Source organism: Acidovorax carolinensis, assembly GCF_002157145.1.
GTDB classification, from domain to species: Bacteria; Pseudomonadota; Gammaproteobacteria; order Burkholderiales; family Burkholderiaceae_C; genus Acidovorax; species Acidovorax carolinensis.
Genome location: NZ_CP021361.1, coordinates 1,745,218 through 1,763,533 on the forward strand (window position 1 = coordinate 1,745,218; position 18,316 = coordinate 1,763,533).

Consider the following 18,316-nt stretch of genomic DNA (forward strand, 5'->3'; position numbering starts at 1 on the left):
TTCCACAGGTGTATCTACGCCATCGGCTGCGTGATGGCCGGTGGATGTTTGTGGACGGTCAATACTGATTATTGCGGGAGGGAGATCGGGGTAACTGCGTTTGTTCGACAGCGTACAGACTAAGTGCACTCCACCCAGGTAAAAAAGGATTTACGTGCCGCATTTTTCGCTGTGCGGTCCATTTGTCTAGGAGCCCTCCATGTCCCATTCATCCACCTTTGCCGCTGCGTGGGACACGTCTTGCGTGGGGCAGCCTGCAGACGTATCGCTGGTGGAGCTCTCCCACCTGGGCGAGCATCTGGCGCATTGTGCTGCGCTGCGCGGGCAACTGGAGCGGTTTGTCGCCGGGGCCGCATGGCTGCAGGCTGTTGTTGCGGGGCATGTGGTGACCGTGGCGCTGGTGACCGCGTTGTTGGTGGGGGCCGTATCGCTGGTGCAGTAGGGGCGGCGCGCATGGGTTTACGTACAGAATGGCCATGGATTTCTGACGCAATCGACCGCATGCTCGATGCCCGCAGGGGGCTGGTGCTGGAGCCCCTGCGGGCGGAAGTCTATGGCGTGGCCCGCTTTGATGAGCATGGCCGCCATCTGGGCGCCTCACACGACGCGGGCAAGGCGCCGTTTGGCCGGGCGACGTTTTATCCACGATTGCAGGGCAATGTCCGCGCGTTGCGGGCGGCGTATCGATATATCTTTGATGCGCCACACGACGAGCACGCCATCAGTCCGGCCGCCGAATGGCTCTTTGACAACTTTCACCTCATCGAAAGCCAGCTCAAAGAGATACGAGCAGGGCTGCCACCGCGTTACTACCGTTCGCTGCCGGTGCTGAAAGGTGCGCCCCTGGTGGGTCTGCCGCGCGTGTATGGCCTGGCCTGGTCGTTTGTTGCGCACACCGACAGTGCGTTTGACGAATCACTGCTGGTGCGTTTTCTCAATGCTTACCAGCAGACCCGCGAACTGACCCAGGGTGAGCTGTGGGCGCTGCCCACCACTTTGCGCGTGGTGCTTATCGAAAACCTGCGCCGCCTGGCCGAGCGCCTGGCCAGCCACAAGGCCGCGCAGGAGGTGGCCAGCCTGTGCGCCATCCGCTACAACGACCTCACCGTGCGGGCGTTGGACAGCGCATTTACCGCGATGGAGCAGCGCGGCGTAGGAACCGTGTTCCTGGTTCATCTTGCACAGTCCACTGCGGGGCGCAGAACGCCAGGTGAGTCTACGCCAGTGCAGCCGCTGTCGCCCGTGCAGCAGTGGCTGCAGACCGCCGTGCCCGACCTGGTCGCGTTGCAGAACCAGCAGCAGATCAATCAGGCGGCGGACCAGCTGAGCATGGGCAATGCGGTCACGGCGCTGCGGCTGATCGGTGCCGCCGACTGGTCCGACATCATCAGTCAGACCAGCCTGGTGTTGCGCGTCATGTTGCAGTCGCCCGTGTTCGCGGCCGAAGACGAAGCCACGCGCAACACCACGCTGCATGGCATTGAACGCCTGTCGGCCCGCAGTGGGCAGGGTGAGGCTGCCGTTGCGCAGGCGCTGTTGGCCCGGATGTCGGGCGCGGATGGTGATCGTGATCGTGATGGTGCGGATGCGCTGGCTGGCTACTGGCTGCAAGGCGCCGGACGCCGAGACCTGGAGCAGGCACTGGGCGCCCGCCGCCATGCCAGCGAGGCGGTGGCCCTGTGGCGCTCCGTTGTGGGCGTGTCGCGGGTGCCGTTGTACCTGGGCGCCTTGCTGCTGGGCTCGCTGGGGTTGCTGGCCTGGTTGATGTTGCACCCGTGGGCCGCGCAGGTTGGAGCACACGCCAGCGCCCCACGACTGGCGGGCCTGGTGCTGGTGGCCGCCCTGTTGCTTTTGCCCGTGTCCGAGATCGTGGTGGCGCTGGTCAACCGGCTCATCAGCGAATCCATCCAGCCTGCTCACATGCCGCGCTATTTGTTGCCTGCGGGTATCCCGGCATCGGCGCGGGTACTGGTGGCCATTCCGGCCCTGCTCAGCAGCATCGGCACTATCGACCGGCTGGTGCATCGCCTGCATCTTCACTTTCTGGCCAATCCCGAGCCCTGTGCGCAATTCGCGTTGTTGACCGATGGTGCGGATGCCGATGCGGCCGACCTGCCGGAGGACGGCCCGCTGCTGGCGCACGCCCAGGGCCTGATGCAGGCCTTGAACCAGCAGCACCCCTCTCCAGCGGGCAGTGCACCGCGTTTTGTGCTGTTGCATCGCGCCCGCACTTACAGCGCGACGCAGCAGCAGTGGATTGGCTGGGAGCGCAAGCGAGGCAAGCTGGAGCAATTGGTGGCAGAGCTGGCCACCGGTGGGGCTGGCGCTTTCATTGACCTGGGCGAGCTCTCGCGCTTGACCCCGCAGACTCGCTATGTGCTCACGCTCGACAGTGACACGCAGTTGCCACCAGGCCGCCTGCGCGCCCTGGTGGGTGTGGCCGAGCATCCCCAGAACGAGCCCCGGCTCGATGCTGCGGGCCAGCGCGTAGTGCAGGGCTACGGCATCCTGCAGCCGCGGGTGCTGGCACCGCTGCCCGCGCGCGCCACCACCTCGCTGTGGCAGTGGATGTTTGCGGGCCAGCAGGGGCTGGATCCGTACAGCGCCATGTCGTCCGACGTGTACCAGGACTTTTTTGCCGAAGGCAGCTTTACCGGCAAAGGCCTGCTGCACGTGGCCACGGTGCATGCCGTGCTGGGTGGACGGCTGCCTACAGACCAGGTGCTGAGCCATGACCTGCTCGAAGGCGCACTGGTGCGCTGCGCTGTGGTGAGCGACGTGACCCTGGTGGAGGCCGAGCCCGAGCACAGCGACACTGCCGCAGCCCGCCTGCACCGCTGGACGCGGGGCGACTGGCAGCTGTGGCCGTTTCTGGTCCATGCCCGACGCTGGGGCCTGTCGCCCATCAACCATTGGAAGCTGCTGGACAACCTGCGCCGCTCGCTTGTTGCGCCCGCATCGCTGCTGATGCTGGTGATGGCCTTGGCCGGTCTGGGCCTGCCACTGCTCACCACGCTGGCCGTGGTAGTGGCAGCGTATGCCGCGGGGCCCGTGATGGGTGCGCTGGCGGGCTTGGTGCCGCGGCGTTGGGGGGTAGTGGGCGTGCGCTATGTACACGAGGCCTCGGCCGACCTGCTGTGCGCCCTGGCCAGTGGCATATGGCACCTGGCCCTGCTGCCCCAGCAGGCCCTGCTGCTGTGCGATGCCATCGTGCGCACCGTGCACCGGCAGACCGTGAGCCGCTGGCACCTGCTGGAGTGGACCACGGCCGAGGCAGCACAGACCAGCTTGCTCACGGGCCTGGGCGCCACGCTGCGGCGGCATGTGGCCGCGCCTGCGCTGGCGGTGGGCTGTGCCCTGGTGCTTGTGGCATGGGGAGCGTCGGGCCCATGGGCCGTGGGGTGGCCGCTGCTGGCGCTGTGGGCACTTTCGCCGCTGCTGGTTTGGGCTGCCAACGCGCCTCAGCCCGGCCGGGACACGCAGCAGCTTGCTGCAGACGACCGGCGCCTGCTGGACGGCGTGGCACGCGACACCTGGCGATGGTTCGAGCGCTGCGTGGACGCGCAAAACCACCACCTTCCGCCCGACAACCTGCAGACGGCCCCCTATGAAGTGGTGGCACACCGCACGTCGCCCACCAACATCGGTCTGTACCTGCTGAGCGCCAGTTGCGCGCGCCAGTTCGGCTGGATCGGCACGCTGGAGCTGCTCGATCGGCTCGAAGCCACGCTGGGCACTCTCCAGGCGATGGAGCGGCACCGGGGGCATTTCCTGAACTGGTACGACACCGAAACCTTGCAGCCCCTGCACCCGCGCTATGTTTCCACGGTGGACAGCGGCAACCTCTGTGCCCACCTGGTGACCGTGGCGCAGGCCTGCAGCGCACTGGCAGCGCAGCCTCTATCGCCTGAGGCGGGCGAGCAGGCCATCCGCACTTCGCTGGCCCGGCTGCAACCCCGGCTGGGTGCGCTGCACCATGGCAAGCGGGGCCTGCAGCACCAGTCTGCGCTGAGCCGCCTGCTGGGCATGGCACCACCCAACCCCGCGCACCAGCCAGAGGCCACGGCGTTTCGCGCGCTGCTGGCGCAGGCGCAGGAAGAGCTGCGCGGCATGGCCGAGCCGAGGCACGCTGCCATCGTGCACACCCGGCCCACGGCCCACGACGAACTGTTGTGGCTGCTGGCCGACCATTTGGCTACGCTGCACTCGGTGGACCGCGACGCGCAGGCCGCACACAGCGGTGGCGCAACCGAGGCCACGCGGCGCCTCATGGCCCTGGCCGAGGCGCTGGATGCGCTCGCCTGGCAGGCTGACTTCCGGTTTCTGTACCACCCCCGGCGGCATCTGCTGCACATCGGCTACCGGCTGGAAGAGCAGCAGCTCGACACCTCGTTCTACGACCTGCTGGCCTCCGAATCCCGCACCACCAGCCTGATGGCCATGGCCAAGGGCGATCTGCCCGTGCGGCACTGGTCGGCGCTGGGCAGGCCATTTTTTGCCAACGGCTATCACGCGGTGCTGCGCTCGTGGTCGGGTTCGATGTTCGAGTACCTCATGCCCACCCTGGTGATCGCCGAGCCCTACCACAGCGCCCTGGGCGAGGCAGGGCGTTCGGCCTTGCATGAGCATGTGGCGTATGTGCAAGACCTGGACAAGGACATGCCCTGGGGCATTTCCGAATGCGCCTATGCCGGGCGCGACCACACGCTGGCCTACCAATACGCCCCGCAGGGCGTGCCCCGACTGGCATTGCGCCTCGCGCCCGTGGGTGAGCTGGTGATTGCCCCCTATGCCACGGCGCTGGCCACACTGGTGGATGCCCGTGCGGCCTGCGACAACTTGCGCACGCTGGCTGCGCTGTCGGCGCGCGGCCGCTACGGCTTTTACGAGGCGCTGGACTTCACGCCCGAGCGCCAGACCCATGGCGAGAAACTCACGCTGGTCAGCACTTACATGGCCCACCACCAGGGCATGACCATCGTGGCGCTGGCCAATGTGCTCATGGGCGGCGTGGCGCAGCGCTGGGGCAGGTCGCATTCACGCATAGAGGCCGTGCTGCCACTGCTTCAGGAGCGCGCCCCGCGCGAGCTGCCCACCTTGCTGACTACGCCACCGCGCCTGCCGCTGCACGCGCGCCAGCAAAAAACGCCCGACCATGTGCGCCCCGTGACGCCAGGGGCACAGGCGCTGGAGCCCACCCACCTGCTCAGCAACGGGCGATACAGCGTCACGCTGCGCGCCAACGGTGCGGGCTGGAGCCGTTGGCACCAGACCGGCATCAGCCGCTGGCGCGACGATGCCCTGCGCGACGCGCACGGCAGCTTTCTTTACGTGCGGCAAATGGGCTCCAGCGTGCCTGCGTCTGTCACCAGCCACCCCGCGCCCGATGCGCGTGCGGTGTACCGCAGCATCTTCCACACCGACCGCGTGTGCTTTGATGCGCTGTGGCCTGGGCTCAGGGCGCACACCACCGTGTGGGTGAGCCCGGAAGACGACATCGAACTGCGCAAGGTGGTGGTGAGCAACCTGGGCGACGAAGTGATCGAGCTGGAGCTGATCTCGGCCCTCGACATTACCCTGGCCACCCACGCGGCCGACGAGGCGCACCCGGCGTTCTCCAACCTCTTCATCACGGCCCAATGGCTGCCCGCACAGCAGGCACTGCGGTTTGTGCGCACCCCCCGCCTGCAAACCGAAATCACGCTGCAGGCCGCGCACTTTGTGGCCGGTGCAGAAGGGAATGTGCTGGGCCTGCGTTGCCAGACCGACCGGCGACTCTGGCTGGGACGCAACCACACGCCCGCCCAGCCGCTGGCGCAGATGACCCGCGTGCCCGAGATGCCTGCCGCGCTGGACACGGGCCTGGACCCTGTGGCCGCCCTGGGTGTGATGCTGCGCATTGCGCCCGGCGCGCACGCTTGCGTCACCTTTGCCACGGCGGCATCGCAAGACCCGGCCACGCTGATGGCCATCATCGACAAATACCGCCAGCCCAGCTACGTGGAGCGGGCCTCTGCCATGTCGGCCACGCTGGCCAGCATCCAGTGGGCGTCGCAGCGCCCGCACCGCGACTACCTGCCCGCAGTCCAGGCCCTGACCACGGCACTGGTGTTGACGTTGCCCAAGGTGGAAGCGGTGAATGCGGGCCTGCGCGCCACACCCATGGCACCCCATCGCGTGTGCGACCGCCGCGTGCTGTGGCAACTCGGAATTTCTGGCGACAGGCCTTTGGTGCTGGTCATGGCCGGATCGCGCCAGGGCCTGGGCCTGCTGCGCACACTGGCCCAGGCGCTGCGCGAATGGGCGCATGGCGGTGTGGCCTGCGACATGGTGGTGCTGAACAGTGAACCCCACTCCTACGACATGCCCTTGCAGCGCGAGCTCTCCCTGCTGCGCGAGCACCATGAGGCGGGCCTGCAGGTTCTCTCGGGCCCGGTGGTCACCAGCCTGCATGTGCTGCGGCTCGATGAGCTGTCGGCAGAGCAGCTCTGCACGTTTGCCAGCCTGGCCCGCATCACGCTGCAGGCCGATGGACATGCGCTCATGCACCAGGTGAAGGCCTGGGTGGCCGCCCATGGCGTGTCCATGGCCAGCCCGTGGCGCGGTGGCGCCAACGACGAGGTGCCCACGCACCAGCCCAGCACATCCGTGCCCGCGCCGGTGGGCACTTTTGCACCCATTACCGGCACCTTCGGGTTTGATGTATCGCAGGGGCTTCGGCCCTCCAAACCGTGGGTCAATGTGCTGGCCAATGCCCAGCTGGGAGCGCTGGTGTCCGAAAGCGGCGCGGGCAACACCTGGGCGCTCAACAGCCGCCTGAACCAGCTCACGACCTGGTCCAACGACCCGGTGGCCGACCCGCCCGCCGAATGGCTGTTGCTGCAGGACCGCCGCACGCGCGAAGTGTGGAGCCTGACGCCATCGGCCTGGGGCGCGGCCGATGCGGTGTATCGCGTGGAGCATGCCCAGGGCACCACCACCATCCGCCACCGCCGGGGCGCGCTGGACGTGGTGGTGCGCTGGTGTGTCGATCCCGTCACCGCCGTCAAGCAGGTGCATGTGCAGGTGCGCAACATGGGTACTCGGCGCGAGCACCTGCGCCTCATTGGCATGGTGGAGTGGATGATGGGCGAAAAGCGCGGCGACCGCGCCACGCTGGCCACCGCACCATGCTTTGCGCCGCTGCCTGGTGGCCGCTTGCTGGGCCTGCTGTGCACGCAGGCCGAGGCGGCCGCAGGCTTTGGCGGTGGCACCGCGTTCTTCTGCGAGGCCTCGGTCGGGCCGGACACGGACGACCGCGCCAACGACAGCCTGGACTGGACCTGTGACCGCCGCGAGTTCTTCGACGCCCAGGGCGACCTGGTGGTGCCCTTGCAACTGGGGCAGCGCAGCGGGTTTGGGCTGGACCCCTGCGCGGCCTTGTCGCGCATGGTCACGCTGCGGGCCGGGGCGGCGTTCGAGCGCGTGTACCTGATGGGCTACGCCCCCACCGAAGCGGCGGCACTTGCGCTGGTCCATGAGGCCATGGCCGTGGGCGCCATTGCGCGTGAAGATGCGTGCATAGAGCACTGGAATGCGCTGCTCGGTGCCACCGAGGTCACCACGCCCGATCCGCTGTTTGATGTGCTGGTCAATCGTTGGCTGCTCTACCAGACCGTTGCGTCGCGCCTGCATGCCAAGGCCGGCTTTTATCAGGCAGGCGGCGCCACAGGCTACCGCGACCAGTTGCAGGACGCCATGGCCCTGGCCTGGGCGCGGCCGGACACCTTGCGCGCGCAGATCATGCTGTGTGCGTCGCGCCAGTTTGAAGCCGGTGATGTGCAGCACTGGTGGCACACGCCGGGCGGGGCCGGGGTACGCACGCATTTCTCGGACGACCTGTTGTGGTTGCCCTTTGCCTGCACGCACTATCTGGAGCGCACGGGAGACCACAGCGTGCTGGACGAGCAGGTGGAGTTTCTGGAAGGCTCGGCGATCCCCGAGGGGGCAGAAGACATCTATGAATCCCCCAGCGCCAGCGCCACCACGGCGAGCGTCTACGAGCATGCCGCCCGCGCCATCGACCGCAGCCTGCGCACGGGCGCGCACGGCCTGCCGCTGATGGGCGGCGGCGACTGGAACGATGGCATGAACCGCGTGGGCGACGGCGGGCGTGGCGAATCGGTGTGGCTGGCGTGGTTCCTGTGCGCCATCGTCACCGACTGGGTTCCCCTGGCCCACGCGCAGGGCGATCTCGCGCGGGTGCAGCGCTGGGACGCCGCGCTGCGCGGCTGGCGCGCTGCGTTGGAGACCGAGGCGTGGGATGGCGACTGGTACCAGCGCGCCTTCTTTGATGATGGCACCGCCCTGGGCAGCCACACGCGGACGGAAGGGCGCATCGACCTCATTGCGCAGGCGTGGGCGGTGCTCTCGGGCGCTGCACCGCCTGCGCGGCAACGCAGCGCGATGGACGCGGTTGAGGCCCATCTGGTCGACCCCGCTGCAGGGCTGATCCAGCTGCTGACCCCCCCGCTGCGCCACGCCGAGCCCAGTGCGGGCTACATCCAGGCCTATCCACCTGGCGTGCGCGAAAACGGCGGGCAGTATGCCCATGGCGGCGTCTGGGCGCTGATGGCTGCCGCCGCGCTGGCGGTGCGGGAGCCCGGGCAGCCCGGTGCGTTGGACGTGCCCTACCGCTACTTCACCTACCTGAGCCCGGCGCACCGCGCGCAGCACGTCGCATGGGGCCCGCCCTATGGGGTGGAGCCGTATGTGATGGCCGCCGACATTTACAGCCAGCCGCCCTATGTGGGGCGCGGCGGCTGGAGCTGGTACACGGGCGCCGCGGGCTGGCTGCACCGGGCGGCGGTGGAGTCCATCCTGGGGCTGCAGATGCGGGCGCAGGAGCTGTTCTTCACACCTTGCCTCCCATCCCACTGGCCAGGCGCAGAGATCACGCTGGTGCGCGAGTTGCGCACCCTGCGGTTTGTGCTGGTGCGGGTCGAGTCCGTGGCGGCCCAGCGTGTTTTGCCCGGCGATGCGCCCCCAGGTGCACGCCTGCTGCAGGTGGGGGAGCCCCTGCGCTGGCGGAATTTGCCCGCTGACGCATGCTTCGTGATCCCGCTCTGGGCCGGAGCAGAGCCGGACACCGACCCGCCCATGCCTGCGCCGGCCCCTGTTGCCCGGTAATTGTTTGTATGTGCGATAGCGCACATACTGCGTAGGGATGCCGTGGGAGACTTGTCGTTTTGCACGGCGTCCCTCCAGGGGCGACGTGGTCGTGTGCCGTTTTTGGACCGGAGAAGTTGAACGAAGGGGCTACCGTGAAACCAACAAACTCCCCCTTGCATAACCAGTTGCTGGCCGCTTTGCCTGACGCAGATCTGAAGCGGTGGTTGCCTCACCTGGAACCCGTAGCGCTGAATCTGGGGCAGGTGCTGTACGAGTCCGGTGCGGCCATGCCCTATGTGTATTTCCCGACCAATGCCATCGTGTCTTTGCTTTACGTGCTGGAGGATGGGGCCTCTGCCGAGATTGCGGTGGTGGGCTTCGAGGGTCTGGTGGGAATATCGATTTTCATGGGCGGCGGCACAACGCCCAGCCGCGCTGTGGTGCAGAGCGCCGGTTCGGGTTATCGGCTGCGCGCGGATGTGATCAAGGCCGAATTCGACCACGCCGGTCCGGCCATGCACCTGTTGCTGCGCTACACCCAGGCACTGATCACCCAGATGGCGCAGACGGCCGTGTGCAACCGCCACCATTCGCTGGACCAGCAACTGTGCCGCTGGCTGCTGCTCAGCCTCGATCGCCTGCAAAGCAATCAGCTCGTGATGACCCAGGAGCTGATCGCCAACATGCTGGGCGTGCGCCGCGAGGGCGTGACCGAAGCAGCACTCAAGCTGCAGCGGGCGGGGCTCATCAGCTACGCGCGTGGGCACATCAATGTGCTTGACCGACCGGGCCTGGAGGGCCGCACCTGCGAGTGCTACGACGTGGTAAAAAAAGAATACGACCGCTTGCTGCCCATAAGACCCGCCAGCTAGCTGGCTGGGCGCATGAACTGTGGGTGGGCCCACGGTGGCCCGCTGTGTGCGCTGGCAGACAGTCACGCCGCAAAGGGGCGCCCACACTGCGCACAGACCTGCGCAAGACAAGCTCCTGTGCAGGCGTCATGACGCCGCTTCTTTGAGCGGCGCTGACCGACCCGTGAGACGCCCTGATGCATCGCCCTGAAAATTCTCTTCTTTGCCAATTGCCGCCCGAGGCACGCGAGCAGTTGCTGGAGCATTGCGAGCCGTTTGAGCTGGTGCTTTCGGCTGAGTTGAGTACGCGCGGCGAACCCCTGAGTCACGCCCATTTCCCTATCGAAGGGTTTCTTTCCTTGGTGATTGATGTGGACAGCCATCCGCCGCTGGAAGTGGGCATGGTGGGTGCGGAATCCATGCATGGGTCGGAGCTGATTCTGGGCCTGGCCGCCACCCCCTGGCGGGCACTGGTGCAGGGGGCGGGGTCGAGCTGGCGCATTGGCGCCCAAGAGCTCAGGGCCCAGATCGATGCGATTCCAGCGTTGAAAGCCTTGCTCCAGGCCTGCTTGCTGACGCGCTTGCACCAGCAGACGCTGGCGGCCGCGTGCCAGCGCTACCACCTGATCGCACCACGCCTGGCACGCTGGTTGTTGATGAGCCAGGATCGGTCGCGCTCTGAGCGGTTCCACGTCACCCAGGAATTCATGGCCTTGATGCTGGGCGTGCGTAGGGTCGGCGTGACCGAGGCGGCCAGCCAGTTTCAGGACAGCGGGCTCATTGCCTACCACCGGGGCGAACTGACGGTGCTCAACCGCAAGGCGCTGGAGGCCGAAGCCTGCAGCTGCTATGTCGCCGACAAGGAGATCTACAACCGGTTGATGAAGGTCAAAACCTGACCCAGCCGCTGCTGCACGCCCGTTGTGTTCTTGTGCTTCCACGGGTGCGTGACTGCCTGCACAGCCTGGCGTCCTGAATAGCGCCCGTTTCCGGCACGTTGCGGGTCAATCTCGTCGAACAAGTCAGGGGCTGCAGGCCCCGCAGGGCCGGGCATTTTCAGTGCCTGGCAGATGCGTTGGGAATGTTGCAGGAACTCGTGGCGGTAAATTCCGATGCGGCCGATTCGCCATAGAACGCAAATCCGCTTCGGCCGCGTTTTGCTGCATACATCGCGGCATCGGCGCAGGACAGCAGGTTTTCTGCCGTAGTGCCTGGACGGGAGCAGGTGGCAATCCCAATGCTGGGGCGCACCAGCAGTTGCAGGCTGTCGATCTTCATGGGGCAGGACACGGCGTCCAGCAGTTTGGCGCACAACTGGCGCAGTGGCGCGGGGTCGGCCACGCCCTGCAGCAGGCAAGCAAACTCGTCGCCGCCCAGGCGCACCACCATGTCGCCGTGGCGCACTGCCGCACTCAGGCGTGCGGCGGTGATGCGCAGCACTTCGTCGCCTACGCCATGCCCGTGGGTGTCGTTCACGGCTTTGAAGTCGTCGAGATCGAGGTACAGCACCGTGGGCCCCATGTTGTTGGGGCCATGCCGGGCGAGGGCATGGCCCAGTTGCTGCAGCAGATGGCGGCGGTTGGGCAGGGCAGTCAGATCGTCGTGCAGAGCCTGGTGGCGCGCATGGCGCTCGCCGCTGCGCACACAGGCCAAGTCGGCCTCAGCCTGGGCAAGCGCCGTCCTCGCATCGTGAAAAGCGCGCTCCAGTTCCTGTCGCTGCGCGGTTTCGCGTTCGAGCGCCTGGTGCAGCATCTCCAGCGCAGCCACGCATTCAGGCACGCTGAAATCCGGGTCGGATGGGGCGCGTGTGGCACACGCCAGCTGGGGGAGGGGGTTGCCGTTGTACAGGCCGCGGTAAATCCACTGCACCCGAAGCGCCCGGAACACCTGGCTCCAGTGACGCACCTGCACGGCGGTGGGCCACGTCACGGTGAGGGCCTTGCCCGACAGGAACTGTCTGTGGTTGATCGCCATACGCAAAACCTTTTGTGTCGCTGCATTCACTCAGGTGTGGGCGGGGCAGCAGGGCGCCCGTACGGGCACACAATCAGACAGTGCCCTTCATGCAACCGAGTTTGGGTCGGAGGGGGTTTCGTCACTGTCTGCCACCGCACATAACCGATGCGGGATTGAAACCAGGTGTTTCGCGGTAATCCTGCGGCAGCATCACTGCGCGCATCAGATTGATTGACCGGGCGCAAGGAATCTCCCCGCCATCGGTGCGGTTACGAACAGACGGACCCATTGCCGCATGGGACAGTGATTTCATCGGTCATCCACTTGGTGGCCAGCGTTCCATGGGCCTGTTTCACATGCTTCACCATTCCCGTTCCCGCTGCCTGTCCGGTGCCTTTCTGGGTGCGCTGGCCATGGTGTCATTGCAGGGCTGCCGGCGCACCGATATGGTCAGCACCTGGGTGCCCCCCAGCCCCGCATCCACGGTGTACGTGGCAGACGGTGTGCTTGCGTCGCGCGTGCGCGCCGCGCTAATCCTCTCGCCCGTGCAGCACAGCATCGACATCAACATCGAATCGCACCAGGGGGCGGTGCTGCTCAGCGGCATGATGGTCGACAAGACGCAGATGGATCTGGCGGTGTTCGTGGCGCAGACCGTGCCGGGCGTGAACCGGGTGGACAGCCTCATGATTGCCGCCGGCGTCGAGCCGGTCACGGACAACCGCAGCAACTATTCCCCGGATTTCAGGGAGCTGCGGGCCCGGCGCCTGCTCCAAAGCCAACACCACATCGAATCCGTCAGCCTGGCGGTGCCCCGGCACGACGCGACCCTCGGCCCGCTGCCCATGGGCAGTGAGCAAACCCGCTGAGACGCCATTGCGCAGTACAAGCCGGCCGGTGCACCGGGCCAATGGGGTGTTTGGGCATTGGCAGCAGGCGAGACGAACTGCAGGCCAAGCCGCGGCGATTGCGCCCGGTATCAGAAGAAATATGGGTCAAATCGACCTCAAGCGCTTGTTCTATAAGCGCCAATAGCTATTAAATAAATAGCAATCATGTTTATGAATGCACCGGCATGGCCATGCTGGTTGGTGCGCAGGGCACCCGCAGGCAACGATATCCAGTGCTTGCGCCAGGCCGCACAAGCCCGACTTCCCGCGCAGGTGCTAGGATGGCGCGCGCCTTCCAGCCTGGAGTGCTGCGCCAATCATGCAGACAGCGGGGGGAGCCGCATACGATGGACGATGCGGTTTACTACTACATGCCCCTGTTCCGACAGGGCGTTTCGGTGCAATTCGGACAAAGCCGCGAGACGGTGAGCCATGTCGTGATCCGCCGCAATGCCATGAGGGTCTATCTGGTGGGCCACGACGCGCCCGTGCACCCGGACATGCTGACTCTTGAACCCACTGCGTTTTCCCTCGCACGCGTTCCCGATCACTTCTGACAGCGGGCCGGCATGGGTCGTGCGGACCGCATCCCCTGTGGGTGCGTCAGGTGCTCACTCGCCGGGCCATGGCTTCGCCCAGCTGGATGGGGCGTGCTGCCGCCCAGTCGGGGTTGAACTGCAGCGGCCCCTGTGGGAACAGCATCACCACGGTAGAGCCCAGCAGAAAACGGCCCATTTCCTCGCCTTGCTGCAGGTTCACCGCGCCCGGTGCGTAGTCCCATTGCCGCAGCTCGCCCACGCGGGGCGGATTCACCTGGCCATGCCATACGGTGGCCATGCTGCCGACGATGGTGGCACCCACCAGCACCAGCACAAAAGGCCCGTGGTCGGATTCGAAAACGCACACCACGCGTTCATTGCGTGCAAACAGGCCCGGTACACCGCGCGCCGTGGTGGGGTTCACGGAAAACAAGTCGCCTGGCACATGCACCATGCGCGTAAGCTGGCCCGCGCACGGCATGTGGATGCGGTGGTAGTCGCGTGGGCTCAGGTACAAGGTGGCGAAATGGCCGTGCTCAAAGCGTGCGGCCAGCGTGGCATCGCCTCCGACCAGCGCGGTGGTGGAGTAGTGGTGGCCCTTGGCCTGAAAGATCTGGTCTTTGTCCACAGGGCCGAACTGGCTGATGGTTCCATCCACCGGGCATACCAGATCGGCCGCTGCCAGCGGGCGGGCGCCAGGCTTGAGTGCGCGCGTGAAGAAATCGTTGAATGACGCGTAGCTGGCGATGTCGGGGTTGGCAGCCTCTGCCATGTTCACGTTGTAGCGGGCCACGAAGCGGCGTATCACTGTGGTGGTCAAACCGCCCAGCTGCGCTGAGGCAAATTTTCCGGCCAGGGTGGTGAGGGCCCGTTTGGGCAAGAGGTATTGCGGCAGAACTGCCAGGCGATCGGACACGGCGGAAGCCCTCAGGGACGAAAGCGGCTGATTCTATCGGCCGCATGCCGTGCGGCATGGTGCCCGTGCATCCACGCATCCCATGGCTACGGCCCGGGTCGGTTCCATGCCTTCTTGCTGCAGCAAAATCCCAGTGCGGCAGACTTCGGCAAAATCCTGGACCGCCTGGTGCTTCCCGCGCGATCTTCTCCAAACGGGTACAGGCCACGAACAAGATAAGCTCAGGCGCGACAGTGCTCCAGCGTTTTTGCGATTGCGTCATGCCCACTCCCGATTCCGGCCTTCCGCCCACTTCTAATGCCACGCTCCCGACATCGCCTGGAGTGCGGTGGATGCACTGGCTGCGCCGTTTCTGGCCCGCGCCGGTAGGCATTGATGGCCGCGAAAGGCTCCGGGTGATTGTGGGTGTCTCCCTTGGTGTATTGCTTGCCGCGTCGCTGAGTCGCTGGTGGGCGCTGGACCACGCAGCGGGTCCCTGGATGGTGGCCTCGCTGGGGGCCAGCGCCATCCTGGTGTTTGGCATGCCGTCCAGCCCATTGGCCCAGCCGTGGCCGGTGCTCGGTGGCAGCACGCTGTCGGCATTGGTGGGCGGTATTTGCGCTGCCTTCATACCGGACCCCGCCGTGGCTGGCGCCCTGGCTGTGGGGCTGGCCATGGCGCTCATGGTACCCCTGCGTTGCCTGCACCCACCCGGGGGTGCCATGGCTTTGTATATGGTGATTTCCCAAGGCAACGGTTTGCAGCAGGCGGTGTTCCCCATTTGCTTCAACGCCCTGGTCCTGGTTATTCTGGGCGTGGCCTACAACACCCTGACAGGGCGCCAATATCCCCATTCGCAAGGGTGGCGCGAAACGGCGGGCAAGCGCCCATCGGGCCACTTTGTCGCATCGGACGTGGATGCTGCGTTGGCTCATTACAACCAGCTTTTGGATGTGAGCCGCGAGGACCTTGAGGGGCTATTGCATCTGGCCGGGCGGGCGGCCTTTCAGCGCACGCTGGGCGACCTGCGCTGCTCGGACATCATGTCCAGGCCGCCTTTGGCCGTGGAGGCGGGGGCTTCGCTCAAGGACGCCTGGGCATTGATGCGCAGCCGGCAGGTCAAGGCGCTTCCGGTGGTGGATGCGCATCGTCTGGTGGTGGGAATTGTCACCGTCGCAGACTTCATGCGGCTTGCCAATCTCGATGTACACGAAGGTCTGGGTCAGCGATTGCGGACGCTGGTGATGGGCCGCGCCGGCCAGCCCACATCGGTTGGCGAAATCATGTCACACCCCGTTCAGGTGGTGGAAGAAAAGCAGCACGCCATGGATCTTGTGCCCCTGTTTTCGCAGGGCGGGCACCATCACATGCCGGTCGTTGACGCCCGCCAACAGCTCGTGGGCATCATTACCCAGACGGATCTGGTACGCACGCTGGCTGGCGCCTTGCACATTCCGAAAGAGGCAGGCGTGGCCCCTGCGACTCCGTTTGGCGCGCCAGCATAGGCAGGATGGGGACATCGCGCTACAATTGACAGGCTCATGCACAGCGCCTCGCCTGTCCATTGAAGCCGTCTCCCCGGCCTCTTTTCTGATCTGCGCCCCGGGTGCAGCGACTCCCCCGCCCGCAAAGCACCGTGCTCCGAGCCCCCTGAAGGCACGGCGACGGCGGTTGTGGATGCACGATGTGCTGGCGCGCCAACCACAGAATATTGTTTTTAAGAGATAACCATGGCCAAAGAAGAACTGATTGAAATGCAAGGCTCCGTGACGGAAGTTTTGCCGGACTCGCGTTTTCGCGTCACCCTGGAAAACGGCCACCAGCTGATTGCCTACACCGGCGGAAAGATGCGCAAGCACCACATCCGTATCCTGGCGGGCGACAAAGTGTCGCTGGAACTGTCGCCCTACGATCTGACCAAGGGCCGCATCACGTTCCGCCATCTGGCCGGCCGTGGCCCAGGCCCTTCCAGCCGTTGATGCGTCAATAAGTGGGTCGTGTCGCAGGAAAGACGTGAAAAAAGAAATGCGACAGATCCCAAACCCGTCCGATTTACGGGATAGAATATTAGCTGTCGGAGCGTAGCGCAGCCTGGTAGCGCATCTGCTTTGGGAGCAGAGGGTCGCGAGTTCGAATCCCGCCGCTCCGACCATTGTTCAAAGGACTTGCAGCACATGCTGCAAGTCCTTTTTTATTGCCTGTTCGATATTCACCCAGTCAGACCACACCGGGCGGGGCGATTCGGCCGCTATGCTGGCGATTGCATTGCCGCGCTACCTATGACCGTCCTTCACCCGCACTCCATTGCCACCAGCCCATCCGTACGCTACGACAGCGTGGATGCCCTTCGGGGCTTTGCCATGCTGTGGATGACCGTGTTTCATTTTTGCTTTGATCTCAGCCATTTTGGCTACTGGCCGCAGAACTTTCGCGCCGATCCTTTCTGGACTTTGCAGCGCGCCGCCATCGTGAGCCTCTTTCTATTCTGTGCCGGTCTGGGGCAGGCCATCGCCTTGCAGCAAGGGCAGGAGTGGGCCCGGTTTGGCCGGCGCTGGCTGCAGATTGCGGGGTGCGCGCTGCTGGTGACGCTCAGCTCGTTCGTGATGTTTCCGCAGAGCTTTATTTATTTTGGCGTGCTGCATGGTATGGCGGTCATGCTGCTGGTGGCGCGGTGCACGGCGGGCTGGGGGCGCTGGCTGTGGCCGGCGGGGCTGCTTGCGCTGGCGCTGCCGTGGTGCGCGCAGCTGCTGCTGACTGGTGTGTGGGCAGAGTGGGCGCCGCTATTGAATGCACGCGCACTGAACTGGCTCGGCCTGGTGTCGCGCAAGCCGTTTACCGAAGACTACGTGCCGGTGCTGCCCTGGCTGGGGGTGCTTTGGTGGGGGCTGGCGGCGGGGCAATGGATGTTGTCCCGGTCAGCGCACTGGGTGCCGCGCAAGGTGCCACCGTTTTTGCGACCGCTGGCATCGCTGGGGCGGTGGAGCCTGAGCTACTACATGGTGCATCAGCCAGTGATGATTGGTGGGCTGATGGCGCTGGGCTGGGTGCTGAACCGCTAGCGCGGTGCTGGCCGCAGGGGCATTCACGCGGGAATCAGGACGGGCCTCGCCACCATGAAGAAACGCGGCCTGGGCCGCGTTTTCTCTGGATCGGCGTGCGTTCAAGGCGAACGCCGCTACGGCCTTTTATTCCACCTTGGCTTTGGCGCGCAGATCTTCCTGGAACTTCGCCAGCTTCTGCTGTTGCAACTGTTGCGCCACCTGGGGCTTGACTTCTTCCAGCTTGGGCAATTGGGCCTGGCGCGTATCGTCCAGACGGATCACATGCCAGCCAAACTGGCTCTTCACGGGGGTGTCGGTCATCTTGCCCTTGCTGAGCTTGATCAGGGCCTCGGTGAATTCGGTCACATAGCTGGCAGGGTTGGCCCAGTCCAGATCGCCGCCTTTGGCGCCAGAGCCTGGATCCTTGGACTGCTTTTTGGCGATGTCTTCAAACTTGGCGCCCTTCTTGATGGAGGCAATGATGGCCTTGGCATCGGCTTCCTTGTCCACCAGGATGTGGCTGGCCTTGTATTCCTTGCCGCTGTTGGCCGCCGCGAACTTGTCGTATTCGGCCTGGATTTCGGCGTCGGTAACGGGGTTGTTCTTCTGGAAATCGGCAAACAGCTCGCGGATCAGGATGGTCTGGCGGGCCAGTTCCATTTGCGCCTTGTATTCGGGAGATGCTTCCAGGCCCCGCTTTTGCGCTTCCTGCAGGAAGATTTCGCGGGCGATCACTTCTTCCTTGATCTGGCCTTCCATTTCAGGCGTCACGGGGCGGCCGGACCGCTCTACCTGCTGGCGCAGGACTTCGGCGCGCTCTTTGGGCACGGCCTTGCCATTCACGATGGCAATGTTCTGGGCAGACACAGGCAGGGCCATTGAGCCCAGCACGGCAGCGGCCACGAGGCCGGACAGGAGCTGTTTCTTCATGCGGAATCCAAAAAATGAGAAGGTGATTGCTGGCTGAAGGCCAGCAACCCGATAGATGGTGGCC

General features: G+C 65.5%; 13 protein-coding genes and 1 tRNA gene. 10 read left to right on the plus strand and 4 right to left on the minus strand.

All coding sequences use genetic code 11. The annotated features are described in order from the left end of the window. The first annotated feature begins 199 nt into the window (after nt 1-199). The 4 genes from CBP34_RS08245 to CBP34_RS08260 all read left to right on the plus strand — a co-directional run bounded on the left by CBP34_RS08245 (nt 200) and on the right by CBP34_RS08260 (nt 10,900). Entirely contained in the window at nt 200-442 is a 243-nt protein-coding gene (locus CBP34_RS08245) for a hypothetical protein (protein ID WP_094097741.1), read from the plus strand. Between the two features lie 59 nt (nt 443-501). Further along, nucleotides 502-9,168, plus strand: a complete 8,667-nt coding sequence (locus CBP34_RS08250; protein WP_094097742.1) for a glycoside hydrolase family 94 protein — start codon at nt 502-504, stop codon at nt 9,166-9,168. A gap of 134 nt (nt 9,169-9,302) precedes the next feature. Continuing rightward, nucleotides 9,303-10,022: a Crp/Fnr family transcriptional regulator gene (locus CBP34_RS08255; RefSeq protein ID WP_208616382.1), complete on the plus strand. Its 720-nt coding sequence runs from the start codon at nt 9,303-9,305 to the stop codon at nt 10,020-10,022. 176 nt (nt 10,023-10,198) lie between these two features. Further along, on the plus strand, nt 10,199-10,900 hold the full coding sequence (locus CBP34_RS08260) for a Crp/Fnr family transcriptional regulator (RefSeq protein ID WP_094097743.1): 702 nt from the start codon (nt 10,199-10,201) through the stop codon (nt 10,898-10,900). A gap of 157 nt (nt 10,901-11,057) precedes the next feature. On the opposite strand, the gene CBP34_RS08265 is transcribed toward CBP34_RS08260, so the two are convergent. Both CBP34_RS08265 and CBP34_RS19395 read right to left on the minus strand, forming a co-directional pair. Next, a complete protein-coding gene (locus CBP34_RS08265; protein ID WP_094097744.1) occupies nt 11,058-11,975 on the minus strand; it encodes a GGDEF domain-containing protein in 918 nt (305 codons plus the stop codon). A gap of 121 nt (nt 11,976-12,096) precedes the next feature. Next, nucleotides 12,097-12,270 carry a hypothetical protein gene (locus CBP34_RS19395; RefSeq protein WP_157896448.1) on the minus strand — a complete coding sequence of 58 codons (174 nt, stop codon included), beginning with the start codon at nt 12,268-12,270 and terminating at the stop codon, nt 12,097-12,099. A 43-nt stretch (nt 12,271-12,313) separates the two neighbouring features. On the opposite strand from CBP34_RS19395, the gene CBP34_RS08270 reads away from it, so the two are divergent. Together CBP34_RS08270 and CBP34_RS08275 are read left to right on the plus strand one after the other, a co-directional pair. Next, a complete protein-coding gene (locus CBP34_RS08270) occupies nt 12,314-12,826 on the plus strand; it encodes a BON domain-containing protein (protein WP_094099114.1) in 513 nt (170 codons plus the stop codon). 368 nt (nt 12,827-13,194) lie between these two features. Next, entirely contained in the window at nt 13,195-13,404 is a 210-nt protein-coding gene (locus CBP34_RS08275; RefSeq protein ID WP_086927541.1) for a hypothetical protein, read from the plus strand. A 46-nt stretch (nt 13,405-13,450) separates the two neighbouring features. Here CBP34_RS08275 and asd read toward each other — a convergent pair whose 3' ends face one another. Next, entirely contained in the window at nt 13,451-14,302 is an 852-nt protein-coding gene (gene asd / locus CBP34_RS08280; RefSeq protein ID WP_094097745.1) for an archaetidylserine decarboxylase, read from the minus strand. A gap of 332 nt (nt 14,303-14,634) precedes the next feature. Here asd and CBP34_RS08285 point away from each other — a divergent pair, with 332 nt between their 5' ends. The 4 genes from CBP34_RS08285 (at nt 14,635) to CBP34_RS08300 (ending at nt 17,340) form a co-directional block, all read left to right on the plus strand. Continuing rightward, a complete protein-coding gene (locus CBP34_RS08285) occupies nt 14,635-15,786 on the plus strand; it encodes an HPP family protein (protein WP_094097746.1) in 1,152 nt (383 codons plus the stop codon). Between the two features lie 225 nt (nt 15,787-16,011). Next, nucleotides 16,012-16,260: a translation initiation factor IF-1 gene (gene infA, locus CBP34_RS08290; RefSeq protein WP_024815327.1), complete on the plus strand. Its 249-nt coding sequence runs from the start codon at nt 16,012-16,014 to the stop codon at nt 16,258-16,260. A gap of 96 nt (nt 16,261-16,356) precedes the next feature. Beyond that, nucleotides 16,357-16,433, plus strand: a tRNA-Pro gene (locus CBP34_RS08295). Nucleotides 16,434-16,560: 127 nt separating this feature from the next. After that, nucleotides 16,561-17,340, plus strand: coding sequence for an acetyltransferase domain-containing protein (locus tag CBP34_RS08300; protein ID WP_157896449.1), 780 nt, complete (start codon nt 16,561-16,563; stop codon nt 17,338-17,340). 126 nt (nt 17,341-17,466) lie between these two features. On the opposite strand, the gene CBP34_RS08305 is transcribed toward CBP34_RS08300, so the two are convergent. Further along, nucleotides 17,467-18,252 carry a foldase protein PrsA gene (locus CBP34_RS08305; protein WP_086927537.1) on the minus strand — a complete coding sequence of 262 codons (786 nt, stop codon included), beginning with the start codon at nt 18,250-18,252 and terminating at the stop codon, nt 17,467-17,469. Nucleotides 18,253-18,316 lie beyond the last annotated feature (64 nt).